The 12,778-nt window shown below is 58.4% G+C and carries 16 protein-coding genes; 12 read left to right on the top strand and 4 right to left on the bottom strand.

All coding sequences use genetic code 11. The features are described from left to right. The first annotated feature begins 52 nt into the window (after positions 1 to 52). From K290_RS0125510 to K290_RS0125475, 8 genes are all read left to right on the top strand, one after another. Positions 53 to 1,042, top strand: coding sequence for a substrate-binding domain-containing protein (locus tag K290_RS0125510; protein ID WP_028754481.1), 990 nt, complete (start codon positions 53 to 55; stop codon positions 1,040 to 1,042). 534 nt (positions 1,043 to 1,576) lie between these two features. Further along, positions 1,577 to 2,257, top strand: a complete 681-nt coding sequence (locus K290_RS0125505) for a redoxin domain-containing protein (RefSeq protein WP_028754480.1) — start codon at positions 1,577 to 1,579, stop codon at positions 2,255 to 2,257. 425 nt (positions 2,258 to 2,682) lie between these two features. Continuing rightward, positions 2,683 to 3,216: a 2Fe-2S iron-sulfur cluster-binding protein gene (locus tag K290_RS34965; RefSeq protein ID WP_051264214.1), complete on the top strand. Its 534-nt coding sequence runs from the start codon at positions 2,683 to 2,685 to the stop codon at positions 3,214 to 3,216. Further along, positions 3,213 to 4,202 carry an FAD binding domain-containing protein gene (locus K290_RS0125495; RefSeq protein ID WP_028754479.1) on the top strand — a complete coding sequence of 330 codons (990 nt, stop codon included), beginning with the start codon at positions 3,213 to 3,215 and terminating at the stop codon, positions 4,200 to 4,202. The genes K290_RS34965 and K290_RS0125495 overlap by 4 nt, the downstream gene beginning before the upstream one ends. Then, positions 4,199 to 6,484 carry a xanthine dehydrogenase family protein molybdopterin-binding subunit gene (locus K290_RS0125490; RefSeq protein WP_028754478.1) on the top strand — a complete coding sequence of 762 codons (2,286 nt, stop codon included), beginning with the start codon at positions 4,199 to 4,201 and terminating at the stop codon, positions 6,482 to 6,484. Before K290_RS0125495 ends, K290_RS0125490 begins: the two co-directional genes overlap by 4 nt. Positions 6,485 to 6,601: 117 nt before the next feature. Then, entirely contained in the window at positions 6,602 to 7,504 is a 903-nt protein-coding gene (locus K290_RS0125485) for an aminoglycoside phosphotransferase family protein (RefSeq protein ID WP_051264213.1), read from the top strand. Positions 7,505 to 7,770: 266 nt separating this feature from the next. Beyond that, positions 7,771 to 8,028 carry a hypothetical protein gene (locus K290_RS0125480; RefSeq protein WP_028754476.1) on the top strand — a complete coding sequence of 86 codons (258 nt, stop codon included), beginning with the start codon at positions 7,771 to 7,773 and terminating at the stop codon, positions 8,026 to 8,028. A 59-nt stretch (positions 8,029 to 8,087) separates the two neighbouring features. Beyond that, positions 8,088 to 8,270: a hypothetical protein gene (locus K290_RS0125475; protein WP_028754475.1), complete on the top strand. Its 183-nt coding sequence runs from the start codon at positions 8,088 to 8,090 to the stop codon at positions 8,268 to 8,270. 178 nt (positions 8,271 to 8,448) lie between these two features. Here K290_RS0125475 and K290_RS0125470 read toward each other — a convergent pair whose 3' ends face one another. Further along, positions 8,449 to 8,661: a hypothetical protein gene (locus K290_RS0125470; RefSeq protein WP_028754474.1), complete on the bottom strand. Its 213-nt coding sequence runs from the start codon at positions 8,659 to 8,661 to the stop codon at positions 8,449 to 8,451. A 318-nt stretch (positions 8,662 to 8,979) separates the two neighbouring features. On the opposite strand from K290_RS0125470, the gene K290_RS0125465 reads away from it, so the two are divergent. Beyond that, positions 8,980 to 9,225: a DUF6074 family protein gene (locus K290_RS0125465; RefSeq protein WP_028754473.1), complete on the top strand. Its 246-nt coding sequence runs from the start codon at positions 8,980 to 8,982 to the stop codon at positions 9,223 to 9,225. Positions 9,226 to 9,555: 330 nt separating this feature from the next. After that, positions 9,556 to 9,831 carry a hypothetical protein gene (locus K290_RS0125460; protein ID WP_028754472.1) on the top strand — a complete coding sequence of 92 codons (276 nt, stop codon included), beginning with the start codon at positions 9,556 to 9,558 and terminating at the stop codon, positions 9,829 to 9,831. Between the two features lie 149 nt (positions 9,832 to 9,980). Here K290_RS0125460 and K290_RS0125455 read toward each other — a convergent pair whose 3' ends face one another. Next, positions 9,981 to 10,316: an HU family DNA-binding protein gene (locus K290_RS0125455; protein WP_280750407.1), complete on the bottom strand. Its 336-nt coding sequence runs from the start codon at positions 10,314 to 10,316 to the stop codon at positions 9,981 to 9,983. 302 nt (positions 10,317 to 10,618) lie between these two features. On the opposite strand from K290_RS0125455, the gene K290_RS0125450 reads away from it, so the two are divergent. Further along, complete coding sequence (locus K290_RS0125450; RefSeq protein ID WP_028754470.1) at positions 10,619 to 10,840, top strand: hypothetical protein; 222 nt, start codon at positions 10,619 to 10,621, stop codon at positions 10,838 to 10,840. 247 nt (positions 10,841 to 11,087) lie between these two features. After that, positions 11,088 to 11,309 (top strand): hypothetical protein, encoded by a 222-nt coding sequence (locus K290_RS0125445; protein ID WP_037136255.1) that lies wholly within the window; start codon positions 11,088 to 11,090, stop codon positions 11,307 to 11,309. Positions 11,310 to 11,396: 87 nt separating this feature from the next. On the opposite strand, the gene K290_RS0125440 is transcribed toward K290_RS0125445, so the two are convergent. Together K290_RS0125440 and K290_RS38060 are read right to left on the bottom strand one after the other, a co-directional pair. Further along, entirely contained in the window at positions 11,397 to 11,801 is a 405-nt protein-coding gene (locus K290_RS0125440; RefSeq protein ID WP_028754468.1) for a GFA family protein, read from the bottom strand. A 697-nt stretch (positions 11,802 to 12,498) separates the two neighbouring features. Continuing rightward, positions 12,499 to 12,660, bottom strand: a complete 162-nt coding sequence (locus K290_RS38060; protein WP_154668597.1) for a hypothetical protein — start codon at positions 12,658 to 12,660, stop codon at positions 12,499 to 12,501. Positions 12,661 to 12,778 lie beyond the last annotated feature (118 nt).

Raw genomic sequence — 12,778 nt, 5'->3', positions numbered from 1 at the left:
GTGGCGGCATCTCCCGGAGGGTGGATCCGGGATCAACGTGGAGGAGAAAGTAATGACACAGACTGGACTTCGATCATCGAATGCCTGGCGCATGGCACTCCTGGCCGGCTCTTGCCTTGGTATGGCCAGCGTAGCCCAAGCTGCTGATCCGCTTGTGAAGGCTTGCGCGAAGAATGGCGAATTCGTCATCGGTTTCTCGCAGGCAAACAATGCGGAGCCGTACCGTCAGCACGTCAATGATGAATTGCAGGCAGCCGCCAAGGCAGTCCCGCAGTTCACGCTGCAGATTGCCGACGGGGCGGGCAACGTCAATACTCAGACGTCGCAGGTCGACAATTTCATCACCCAAAAGGTTGACCTTCTGTTGATCTCGCCCTTCGAAGCGGCGCCGCTCACACCCGCCGTCAAGCGAGCAATGGATGCGGGTATCCCGGTAATCGAACTTGATCGCAAGACGAACGGCGAAGCTGGCAAGGACTACACCGCGTTCATCGGAGGAGATAACTACAAGATCGCCTTGGCGGCAGGCGAATATACCAGCAAGACGCTTCTGCCGGATGGCGGCGAGGCTGCCGTGCTGGAAGGGTTGCCGAGTTCGACACCGGCTGTCGAACGGCTCAATGGCTTCAAAGATGGCGTGAAGGCCAACTCCAAGATCCAGATCGTGGCGGAACAAGCGGCTGACTGGCTGCCGGATAAAGCCCAAACGGCATTCGCCGCCATGCTGCAGGCCCATCCCGACATCAAGATGGTCTATGCCAGCAACGACATGATGGCGGCGGGTGCACTGCTTGCCGCAAAGGGGGCCGGAAAGAGCGTGAAGATCATCGGCACCGACGGCTTGCCGGGTCCTGCAGGCGGAATCGAGGCGGTCGCGAAGGGAGACTGGTCGGCGACCTTCACCTATCCCACAGGCGCGAAAGAGGCGATCGACATGGCAAAGTCGATATTGCTGGACTGCGCGTCGTCGGTACCGGCAACGGTAACGGTCGATACCACCGCCATTACACCCGACAATGCAAAGCAGATGATGGGTAAGTAAGCTTTGGGCTCAACTCGGCCGGACACATCCATCTAGCCGGGTTGAGCCAAAGTCTGCGCGCGCGATTGCGCCAGGAGACCTCGGCATTAAGCGAAGCTACCATCGGCGGCCGGCACGAGCCTAAAGACGCAATCGTCGATCGGCATTCTATCTTAGCGGCCGCGTCATCTACGAGAGCTCATCAGTCGTCAACGCTGTCGCGCTGCATTTTAGAACTCCGGTTCCATTCAGCTTCATTCCGCCGAGAGCAGGATATCGGTTCTGTTGCTTTGCGTTCGGCAGGCGTTGCATTGGATGCAACGTGAGTTGCGTCCGTGGCCGCTTATATACAAAGCCCAGCGGTCCGGTGGATCCGCGTAGCCGGCTTGTTGAGAGCGTCGTCGCTGTCCACCTCTGAGTTATTTTGTCGACAGCATCAAATGACACGCGAGCCAAATTCAACGATTTCAACATCGAGCGCTGGGCCTTCATGCGACAAGTGGTATAGTTAAATTTTGGTCATCCACCTAAACGATACGACAAGGGGATCATTCCATGGGAGACCAGAAGCGCCCGCTGCAACCAGGAGAATCCGCTCCCGCGTTCGCTCTGGCTGCGGCCAACTTCGACGGAACGGTCTCTTTTGCCGAATTGAGCGGTCGCCCGTTCGTGATCGGGTTCTTTCGCGGGCTGCACTGCCCGTTCTGCCGACGTCAGTTAGAACAGCTTGCCGGCATACAGCCGACTCTGTGCGCCGCTGGGGTGGAGACGGTCGCAGTTATCAACACGCCGGTGGAACGTGCCCGCCTGTATTTCCGCCACCGGCCAACGCCGGTAACGCTTCTATGTGACCCGGACTGCCGCACGCATCGGGCCTACGGTGTGCCGCATACCGAGTTCCTGCCCGATGGAAGCTGCGAGCAGCCCGAGTGGCCTTATCTCGCAACGACCGCGCAGTTCGAGGCGACACGCATCAACCCCACGGGCGAGCTTCCAAAACCGCTGCACCCGATGGAAGCCAACACGGTGCTCAACGCCAAGGACCATTTCGAGCTTGATGAAGCCGATAATGCGATCTGGGCGAACCATGCTACCCAGCTCGTGGGGCACTTCCTCGTCAATGCGAACGGCACTATCGGTTGGGCACAAATCGAGGCGCTCGACGGACCGAACAGCCTCTCCATCTTCCCAACCGCAGCGGAGATCGTCGCGGCTGCCGGCAGCCTTGGACGCTGACCTGCAGCGAACCGTCCGTCAGCGTTGTTGCGCTATGTCGAATGAGAGAGACGACACGCGTTAGATCGGACGCAGGCCGGTCATGGCGCAATCCGACGATCGCAGAATGTTTTTCACTATGCCTAGCTTGGAAGCCGGCCCTATCGGAAGTTTCGGACTTTAGGGAACTGGCTCGGCATAATCGCGGGCTCGGGATCAAATCCCGATCTGTACATCGACACGCTGAGCTGAAGAGTCGGAGTACTTACTGAATTGCACGCTTGCTAACTGTCGCTACAGGCGGGGTAATGGGTGTGCTCGCTCTCCTGATATTTGAGGCATGAATCCGCGGCGGCACAAACAGCGGTATTGGAAGTTACGCGACTGGCTCTAGATGACCGACGGTGAGAACGCGCGAAATTCGCTTCAGCATAGGAGAACCGCTTATGCAGTTTATCATCAACGGAGAAACCGTCGAAGTCGCCGCAGACATCCGGACATCGCTGCTGGATCTTCTCCGCAATTATCTGGGTTTTACCGGAACTAAGAAGGGATGCGATCAAGGCGCTTGCGGTGCATGCACAGTCTTGGTGGATGGCGAACGGATCAATTCCTGCCTGGCGCTGGCTGTCCAATATCAGCACCGCAACATCACAACGGTCGAGGGGCTTGCAAGGAATGGCAGTCTGCATCCATTGCAGCAGGCGTTCATCGACCATGACGGCTTCCAATGCGGGTATTGCACGCCGGGTCAACTCTGTTCGGCCATCGGCATGGCAAGCGAGATCGAACGCAACATCCCGAGCGTGGTCACGAAGGACCTCTCGGCGACATCCGTTATGCTGGACGAAACCGAGTTTCGCGAGCGCATGAGCGGTAATCTCTGTCGATGCGGTGCCTATAACGGCATCGTCGAAGCCATCTCCGAGGCAACGGTTCCCGCAGCGGCGGCAAAGACGGCGGGGAGGGCAAGCCCATGAACATCTTCTCTTACGAACGGGCTTCAGAATCCAGCACCGCCATAAATTTGGCAAAGAGCAACGTTGCAGCGAAATATCTGGCCGGTGGCACCAATCTCGTCGACCTGATGCGGGAAACGATCGAACAACCGGAGATGCTGATCGATGTCACCCATCTGCCGGGCGATATCGAACGGCGTAGCGACGGTAGCCTGCTGATCGGGGCGGCCGCGACGAACACCGCGCTTGCCGCCGATCCGCATGTCCGCTCCGCCTATCCGCTTCTAACGCGCTCGATCCTTGCGGGCGCCAGTGCCCAGATCCGGAATGTTGCGACGGTTGGCGGCAACATTCTGCAGCGCACCCGCTGTCGTTATTTCTATGACAATGCAGCCCGTTGCAACAAGCGGCGGCCGGAAAGCGGCTGTGATGCGCGGGAAGGTTTCAACCGCTATCACGCCATTTTGGGCGCTTCCGAGGCTTGCGTTGCGACCCATCCGTCCGACATGTGCGTCGCGCTCGCGGCGTTGGATGCCGTGGTCCATCTCGAAGGTCCCGACGGTTCACGCGGCATTCGGCTCCTGGACCTGCATCGCCTCCCGGGAGATCGTCCCGATATCGAGACGGAGTTGCAGCCGAACGAGCTGATCACCGCGGTAGAAATTCCGCCACTTCCTTTCGCTCGCCGCTCCACCTATCGAAAAGTGCGTGACAGGGCGAGCTATGCCTTCGCGCTTGTTTCCGTCGCCGCTGCCGTCGACATCGATGACAAGGGGATCATACGTGACGTGCGACTGGCGCTCGGCGGCGTGGCTCATAAGCCCTGGCGAGCATTGAAGGCGGAAGCGGTCCTGAAAGGCCAGGCCGCCGACCTGGATAGTTTCCGTGCCGCTGTGGAGGAAGAACTCGCGGGTGCGACTGGCCTTCGTGACAATGAATTCAAGATCGAATTGGCGAAACGAACAATCGTCGCGGTTCTCAATGAGCTGAAGGGAGAGGGCGCATGAGTGTGCAATCCGATTTCAAAAACTCGAAGCCCGGACGCTGGCAACCGGCGGTCACCTCCGATCCACTGCTGCGCAAGCATGGTGCGCTCGGGCAGCCGATCTCGCGTATCGACGGGCCGCTCAAAGTGCAGGGAAAGGCGCTCTTCGCTGCCGAATTTGCTTACGGCAACCTCTGCCATGCAGCGCTTGCATATAGCAGCATTGCCAGAGGACGCATTACCAGCCTTGACACAGACGCCGCTGAAAAAGCACCCGGCGTGGTGCTTGTCATGACGTATAAGAATGCCCCACGCATGAAAGCGCCGTCCCTCATGATGTCGTCGCCGACGGCAGCCGGTGCAAGCGACCTTCCCGTCATGCAGAACGACGAAATTCATTGGAATGGCCAGCCGGTCGCGCTCGTGCTTGGCGAAACACAGGAGCAAGCCGATTACGCCGCGTCTCTGATCGAGGTCGACTATGCGTCGCTGCCAGCGGTCACCTCCTTCGCGGACGCGAAGAAAAAGCCGCGACAACTGGAAACGGTGCTCGGCGAGCCGCCGGTTCTTGAAATCGGGGATGCCGAGGCAGCTCTTTTGAGCTCGCAGGTAAAAGTCGACGGCATCTATCGCACCCCGCGGCAAAACCACAATGCGATCGAATTGCACGCGGCGACCGTTGCCTGGAATGGCGACGAACTGAGGGTGCACGACGCCAGCCAATTGCTGGATCTCACCGCCGGTCAGTTGGCGGACATCTTCGGTATCGACAAAAGCAAGGTTCGCGTCTCATCGCCCTTTGTCGGTGGCGGCTTTGGCGGCAAATGTCTGTGGGATCATCAGATTCTTGCCTGCGCTGCAGCAAAGCTAGCCAAGCGGCCGGTCCGCATCATCTTGTCGCGCGAGGGCGTCTTCCGTCTGGTCGGTGGCCGCACAGTGACCGAGCAACGCGTGGCACTTGGCGCCAATTCCGATGGCAAGCTCGACGCGCTGATCCATACAGGCATTGTGGCGATGACTTTGCACAATTCCTGTCCCGAGCAGTTCACTTTCCCGGCCCGCCATCTCTATGCCGCCAAGACATTCCGGATCGCGCAGGAGGTTGCCGACATGGATATGCTGGCGAACACCTTCATGCGTGCGCCGGGCGAATCCGTCGGTACCTTTGCGCTTGAATCCGCGATAGACGAGCTGTCGGATAAGCTTGGGCTTGATCCGATCGAGCTTCGCAGGCGTATCGAGCCGGAGAAGGATCCGACAAGCGGCAAGCCGTTCTCGTCTCGCCACCTGATCGAGGCGTATGAGAAGGGTGCAGAGAAGTTCGGTTGGCATCGCCGCACTCAAAAGCCGCGCCAGAGGCGCGAAGGCGAATGGCTGATCGGCATGGGCTGCGCGACGGCAACATACCCCTACTATCGCTTTCCCGGCGTTTCCGCGCGGATCAGGCTCGCGGCCGATGGCAATGTCACGGTCTCGACTGCCGCGCATGATATGGGCATGGGCACTGCCACAGCGCAGGCCCAGCATGTCGCCGTTCGCCTCGGCGTTCCGCTGGAGCGCGTGAGCTTCGAATATGGCGACAGCAGCCTGCCGCGCGGGGTGATCGCCGGCGGATCGACGCAGACGGCTTCGATCGGCGGCGCCATCATTGCCGCGACCGAGGTGTTCATCGAGGAGCTGATCAAGCTTGCTGGCAATGACTCGCCACTCGCCGGTCTTTCGCTGGACGAGGTCGAGCTGAGGGATGGCGGCATCGGCCACCGCAGCGATGTCGCGCGTTTCGAGACCTATCACTCGATCCTCAGCCGTTCGCGACGCGAGGAACTCGTATGCCAAGGCGAAGCGGCAGCGCCAGCGGAGATGGAAGCTTTTTCAATGCATTCCTATGGCGCGCAGTTCTGCGAGGTGAGGGTGAGCGAGATCACCGGTGAAACCCGCGTCTCACGCTTCGTCGGCTCCTTTGACGCTGGCCATATTCTCAATGCCAAGACAGCCACGAGCCAATTCAAGGGCGGTATCGTCATGGGAATTGGGCTGGCGCTCACCGAGGAGACCAATTTCGACGAGCGAACCGGCCGCATCGTTAACGCCTCTCTCGCCGAATATCATGTTCCGGTGCAGATGGATGTTCCGCAGATCGATATCCTCTTTAGCGACGAGGCCGACCCGCAGGCGCCGATGGGCGCGCGTGGTATCGGTGAAATCGGTATCACCGGCGTTGGTGCCGCCGTCGCAAATGCCGTCTACAATGCCACTGGTAAGCGTATCCGTGACCTTCCGATCACATTGGACAAGCTGATATAACGACGCGCACTTAGCTTTTCGGCTCATGCCGAAACTCGGCGGGCGCAGCAGCAGCATAACTTGCCTGCCCACCGGGCTTGCACTGAACATCCATATGCGCACGCCGGGGAGAAACGAATGAGTGAACGGATTCCAGTAGACGAACGTGTTGCGGTCGACAGCGCGACGGTCGCAGCCCTCATTGCCGAACAGTTTCCTCGGTTCTCTCATCTGCCGGTGAAACCGGTCCTGCGCAGCGGCTGGGACAACCATACCCTCCATCTCGGTGATTTCTACAAGGTGCGTCTTCCCGCTTCGAGCGTCTATCTGTCCCAGACGGAGAAAGAGACAACCTGGCTGCCACGGCTTGCACCGCATCTGCCCTTTGCCATTCCAGTGCCGGTCGCGGTAGGTAAGCCGGCCCATGGCTATCCGTTCCCTTGGTCGATCTGGCAATGGATCGATGGCGAGCCGGCCAGCCCGGAGGTCATCGGCGACTTGGGACAGTTCGCCGAGGATGTGGCGCATTTCCTCAAGGCTCTGGCTCAATGCGACACGGAAGGAGCACCGCCGGCGAGTGCAGCAAATTTCTTCAGGGCCGGGAACTTGGCGGTCTATGACGCGCAGACCCGATCATGCCTCGCAAAACTCTCCGGCGTCGTCGACACCGATAGGCTGGGCCACATCTGGAAAGCGGCGCTGCGGAGTCGCTGGACCCGTCCTGCCGTATGGGTTCACGGGGACATCGCCTCAGGCAATCTGCTGGTCCGAGACGGTCGGCTGCATGCGGTGATCGATTTTGGCAGTTCCGCCGTTGGCGATCCCGCCTGCGATCTCGTCATCAACTGGACAATGTTCGACGTGCCCGCTCGAAGGCGATTTCGCACGCATTATCCCGCAGACGCCGACACCTGGGCGCGAGCACGTGGCTGGTGCATCTGGAAAGCGATGTTGGTCCTTTCCGAGAACCTGGAAGACCTCGACATTGCTCGACGGGAAAAGGCCGTCTTAGATGCTGTGCTGAGCGATTGTGAGGCTTGATTGCTATAGAGCGTTTGCTGCCGACGACGAGTGCTGGCATCTTGAGGTCTTCACGGATGGGTCCCGTCGCCTTTATGCAAAATGGCTTGAGTCAGAGCACCCTTGTTGTGCGCAGCGCGGCCGCAGGAAGCATCCCAATGGCCGGCAATTGTGGAGGAGGCGAGCAGCTCGTCAGGACGAGAATCGACTCCCGTTGAGATCCATTATGGCGTCGGCGGGAACCGACTGTTGTCCTGCGGGTTACCTCGGCAACGTAAGGAGTGATCATGCCATTTCCATCACCACGATCCCAGGATTTGCAGCAGCGCTTCGAGGAGTTGAAGGCGGTGGCCAGAGACGCCCTCGAAGAAGTCATCGCCTCCGCCAACGAAGCGGGGTGGGGCACGCGGGAGATACTCGTCGCGCTGGTCGCGGCGGCCCACTCTCTGGAAGACGCCAACAGTGCCGACCCGGATCCGGCTGATGATCCGACAGGCGGTGATGCAGTTCGCGAACAGATCGGACACGGTGAACAATTCGATTGAGGAGCAGCGCCGGCAGCCATTGTTCTTTCAGGCGAACGCCAAACCTTATGGAGAAGACGATGAGCACCAACGATACGAATGTGACGCCTGAGCAGCGACGCCCCAAGGACGTGAATCCCGTACCGGAAAAGCCCGAAAAGGCGGACAAGGAATCGCTCGCGCCCTCAACCGTGCAGCCCGCTGGTAGCAAGGACGAGAGCGAGCGGCCGATCGTCAATCCGATTACCGGCGTGGCCCTTTGAGGTTCGGAGAGATCGAGGAATACGAACGTCTGGTTTGGGCCTGCGCGGGGCATTCTCCTTCGCTGTCTGTGGAGCACTACGCCGATGACACGAAGTTTGTCGAGCGCTGGGCGCTAACTACAGGAGTTTAGCGTTCAGAGGAGATAAAGACTAGGTGATCCTGAAGCTGCCCCGAGGTTTACTGCCGCCAGAACCGCCGCTCCGCTTGGCAGGCCAGAACAATGGAGCTGCAAATCCAAACAACTGGATACAGCGGCAGCAACAGCAGATAATATCCGCTCTCGAACGCCGCTCCGAAGAAGGTCTCCTTCGCCAGCCACCAAGCCGGCACACTGGTGGTGGCTAATGTTGCTGCACACAGCAAAACTATCTTCAGATCGCGTCCGTACATCCCGATGCCCCCCGGCAAGATCGTGCGAAGCTTGTATTAGTAAATCAAAAATGTCGAGAGTTGGGGACCGAAAGCTGAGTTGAGCCGTCTTAAATTCTCAGTTTTGAATACGTCCTATGACATCAACTCGCTGGCAAGCGCCAGTAGCGGGAGCGACATTGAGCTTCTGTCCGACCGCGAAGTCCTTCGGTGATGGTCTTGCGTCCGATCTGCAGATGACGGAAACGGGTCTCGCCCGAGCGCGTTCACCTTTTGTGAAGGTCCGGCCGCAATGCTGCGCCATCGCGAGGTGATTCGACTTACAAGGACAAAGAAAGCATGACGGTTATACAGTTCCCTGTTCATCGGCGCACGGCCGAAGTCGAACGATGCGCAGAAGCTCTCCAGCGCCTTCATGGCGAGGAAGCGAACCGTTTCTGGCGGTCGGAGATGGCTGCGTTTGCCGCTGCGCTCGAACGGCAAGGTATGGCCGACGAGGACATATCGCTGCAAGCGAGCCGCTTCATGCATGCGGTCCAGACGGAGCTGCAACTCGCCTTTGCGATGAATGAGGCGAGGAGCTAAAGCGTGTCGCGATCTTTCAGATTCGCTCTTTGCGCTTTAGGCTTTGATTTTGCGCATGTCGTTATCGCAAAACCGCTTCACACTTTTGCGCGACATGCTTTAGATCCCCGAAGGCTGAGCAAGTGCTTGCGAGCAACCCCGCCGCGTTAACCCACTTCTGCGCGCCGGTTGACAGAGCTGCCATGGGCTTTCCGGCAAACGGAAAAATTTGTCCGCCCGGAGATTCATATTGGCGGCGACTAAAATACTATGCTGGCCATGTCCGTTGAAGGGTGACAGGAGAGAGCGAATCTGTTTCTTCCCAATTAGCGCATTTTGGAAGGTGCTAATATGGATGGAGCAGACAACGACCTGCGTTTGATCGCCGTTATGCGGCGCTACTTCGCTGTCAAGGAAGAGCTTGCGGGCTTGAAATCGTCGCTCGAAGAAAGGCGCAAGGCGGCGGGAATTGCGGTCGGTGAATTTTATCACGTGCGCACCGAAAACGAGCATGCGGACGATGTCAGTCGAACCGTCACGCTCAGAAGAGAGATGGAGATCCTGATGAGCCTCGCAGAAGGCTGGTCGAGGGGAGATATCATTCAGCTCGGTCCTTCAGCCAATTGATGCGGCGATGAGCGTGGATCGAGGACGCTGAACCTGTTCAGTAGTCAATCCACTGCCTTGCGAAAACTGGGCGACGTCACCGCTGATTGATTGGAACTGCCAAGCGGAAACGAAAGAGCCTCGCCCGACCGAGCAAGGCTCTCCAGGCATCACTTGTTGAGCGCATCTTTCAGGGCTTTGGCCGGCTGGAAGGTGAGCTTCCTTGCAGCGGCGACTTTGATCGTCGCCCCGGTTCCCGGGTTGCGCGCTTCACGCTCCGGCGTGTCCTTGACCTTAAACTTTCCGAAGCCCGGGATCGACGTCTCGACGCCGGAGGTCGCTGCCGCGGTAATGGATGCGAACACAGCCTCGACGACCGCTTTGCTCTGAGCCTTAGTGAGATTGTGTTCAGTTGCAATCTTGTCCGCAATTTCGTTGGTGGTGGTCATGATGGTTCCCCTTTTTTGACAAGGGAAATAGTTTTCATTCAAGGTGCCTGTTGTCACCTGTTGCTGTCGTTCGAAAGGCGCTCAATAGCGCTATTTTCCACAGGTTCCGATGGATCGATATCGTTTCGCATCCCTTCTGCGCGCAAGTATCAGAAGGCGAATTGCCGCCTCGTGCGCTGTCCCGATCATTTCGGCCATTTCGCCAGGTGTATTCGCTTAAGGCTTTTTGAAATCGATTGCCGTGTTCGGTGCACGACGGGTATGGATTCAATTCGCTTGCCACCGCTCCATCTGCAACATACTGGCCATGAAATTGGTGAACGTATAAAAAGCCGGTCGAGACAGATGCGGGATGATCCATGAAAAACACGATCGAGGTAGACAATCGCGGCGAATTCGGCCTTTGGGCTATCGAAGTGGCGAAGCAGATTGTCAGTGAGCAAGGGTTCGATCTTGCCAGGGCTGCTCGAGACGGCGCTGACGAGGAAATTCGTGTGGCTGGTAACGCACTCGGCCAGGCAATCACCAACGCACTTCTGGAAGTTTTTGACGGGCTGTTGGAAGGCGTGCCAGCAGAATAGAGATAGCAACCAGCATCGACAGCATCGCTCCGCTATTTAATTTCCGCGCATACCTGAAATCAAAGTTTCGGTCGCGGTGACGACGCCTTTCCGCAATCGTGCTATTCATTGCTCCGGGCTGCGGCCGCGCTGCGCAACAAGACATTCAGGAGCTTTTTATTGATCGATTGTAATCGTCAAAAAATGGTCGCCCGCAATCGTCGGGCGACGTCGTCGTCGCAATGCACCTGGCAAAGAAGGACCTGTCATGGCCGATACCCAGAAGATGTTGTTGGAAATTAAGCAAGGGCTCGCGCAGCTTGTCGACAAGTTCACGGCTGACGGCGCCGACCGGGGATACGTTCTTGACGCTCTCGCCAACGAAGTCGAGGTCCTTCGGGGAGCTGCTCACCGGGAACCTCTGCGAGCATCAGGCAAAGGGGTGGAGGAGGAGCCATCCAACGACTGGCCTGCAGCAGACACGAAATGAAAAAGTCGGCCATTCTACTTGGAAGTCACCAATCCCCTGGTCTCGAACCGGCCCTGATGCACATGGGTGCCTGTTCTTCCACCATTCTCAATCTCGCGCCACGCCGGGAAGCGCCGCCGTTTCGCCGAACCAGTCAACCGCGGAATTGCACCAGATCTGCCTCTTAGGTTTTAGCGCTGCACGTTGGTTGATGCTGCCCCAGCGGATGCCCCAATTGACGGCATCCTCTTCGGTACCGGCAGTGAAGAGCGGGGAGCCGCATTCCGGACAGAAGTATTGCAAACGCTTGCGGCCGTTGTCGGCGATTTTTGTATAGAGCTTGGGCAGATTGCCCGTCAGGCGCAGGGCCTCGCGCGGCACGCTTGCAGTGACGCGATAAGGCGAGCCGGTCAGCCGCTGGCAATCCGTGCAATGGCAGATGGAGACCGCGTCAGGTTCGATGTCGGCCTCGTAGGTGACGAAGCCGCAATGACATTGCCCGTCGATATTCATGAAGGTTGTTCCTTCCGTCCTACGAGGATCGCGGAAGATAGGGCCTCGTGGTCTGACGTCAATACGCTGGTTTGACGATGACATTTAGATAACACAACTCCGTATGAAGACCCCGTGTCGGCTCTACACACGGCAAAGCGCGCGGGGCGGCTTCTTCGACGCTCAGGCAGTCACCGTTTTGTCACACGGATGGGACTTTGCGCCGCGCATTTGTCTCGCTCGTTGCTCCGAATCACATTTTTGTCTGTGATGCCTTGAGGCAAACGAGGGCGACGGTATTGTTCAGGGTAATTGAAGGCGGACAGGGCCTGTCGGGCAAGCAAGAGCTGTGCGATGAACCAAACAGGGTTCTGGAAGAAGGCCGCAGACGACTTCGCGACGCTGGCGTGGACAGATATGAAATTCGGGAACGGGTCACAGGCATCCCGATGCCATCGGCCCTGCGGAATTTTAAGCTCCAAGTTGAATTCGCAGCTTCCGCTTTGGCGCAGCTCAGTCCTCTTCCGCCGGACTACCGGCAGGACGGATATTGGCCCTGTCACATCGACCGGGCCGCATTGACCTAAGCTGGCCTCGTGAATGGTGAGGCGGCCTAGCTCTTGCTGTTGCTGGGATTTGAACTAGTTCGTCAGATTGGCCGGTCGGGCGCAGGCACTCATATCTGCGGATTCCGACGTGAAGCCGGCCGCCAATCCGATCAAAGACCGGCCACCATTCCGATTTGAAGCCGGCCACCGTTCCGATCAAAGACCGGCCAGTTTTCGACACTGAACATCACTCCCTGGGTCAGCAACTTTGGCATCAAATACCTCGCGGTGAACGAGGGGATTTTGATGCCGGCAAAGAGAAGGCTGACCATGAGACATTTGCGACAAATGCTGCGGCTTGCAGCAAGCGGAACCAGCTCGCGTGAGATTGCCGTCGTGTTGGGAATTGCGCGTAGCACGGTGCAGGATAATCTGCAGCGCGCAGCGGCG

The organism is Rhizobium leucaenae USDA 9039, from assembly GCF_000426285.1.
In the GTDB taxonomy this organism is placed as follows: Bacteria; Pseudomonadota; Alphaproteobacteria; order Rhizobiales; family Rhizobiaceae; genus Rhizobium; species Rhizobium leucaenae.
Note: the sequence above shows the minus strand (reverse complement) of the source record. Positions and strands in the feature narration are given on the sequence as shown.

Excerpts from the sequence above, each read along its gene's own strand:
- K290_RS0125510 (WP_028754481.1), top strand. The coding sequence starts at position 53 with ATGACACAGACTGGACTTCGATCATCGAATGCCTGGCGCATGGCACTC.
- K290_RS34965 (WP_051264214.1), top strand. The coding sequence starts at position 2,683 with ATGCAGTTTATCATCAACGGAGAAACCGTCGAAGTCGCCGCAGACATC.
- K290_RS0125465 (WP_028754473.1), top strand. The coding sequence starts at position 8,980 with ATGACGGTTATACAGTTCCCTGTTCATCGGCGCACGGCCGAAGTCGAA.
- K290_RS0125450 (WP_028754470.1), top strand. The coding sequence starts at position 10,619 with ATGAAAAACACGATCGAGGTAGACAATCGCGGCGAATTCGGCCTTTGG.
- K290_RS0125460 (WP_028754472.1), top strand. The coding sequence starts at position 9,556 with ATGGATGGAGCAGACAACGACCTGCGTTTGATCGCCGTTATGCGGCGC.
- K290_RS38060 (WP_154668597.1), bottom strand. The coding sequence starts at position 12,660 with ATGGTCAGCCTTCTCTTTGCCGGCATCAAAATCCCCTCGTTCACCGCG.
- K290_RS0125480 (WP_028754476.1), top strand. The coding sequence starts at position 7,771 with ATGCCATTTCCATCACCACGATCCCAGGATTTGCAGCAGCGCTTCGAG.
- K290_RS0125445 (WP_037136255.1), top strand. The coding sequence starts at position 11,088 with ATGGCCGATACCCAGAAGATGTTGTTGGAAATTAAGCAAGGGCTCGCG.
- K290_RS0125490 (WP_028754478.1), top strand. The coding sequence starts at position 4,199 with ATGAGTGTGCAATCCGATTTCAAAAACTCGAAGCCCGGACGCTGGCAA.
- K290_RS0125505 (WP_028754480.1), top strand. The coding sequence starts at position 1,577 with ATGGGAGACCAGAAGCGCCCGCTGCAACCAGGAGAATCCGCTCCCGCG.
- K290_RS0125475 (WP_028754475.1), top strand. The coding sequence starts at position 8,088 with ATGAGCACCAACGATACGAATGTGACGCCTGAGCAGCGACGCCCCAAG.
- K290_RS0125485 (WP_051264213.1), top strand. The coding sequence starts at position 6,602 with ATGAGTGAACGGATTCCAGTAGACGAACGTGTTGCGGTCGACAGCGCG.
- K290_RS0125470 (WP_028754474.1), bottom strand. The coding sequence starts at position 8,661 with ATGTACGGACGCGATCTGAAGATAGTTTTGCTGTGTGCAGCAACATTA.
- K290_RS0125495 (WP_028754479.1), top strand. The coding sequence starts at position 3,213 with ATGAACATCTTCTCTTACGAACGGGCTTCAGAATCCAGCACCGCCATA.
- K290_RS0125440 (WP_028754468.1), bottom strand. The coding sequence starts at position 11,801 with ATGAATATCGACGGGCAATGTCATTGCGGCTTCGTCACCTACGAGGCC.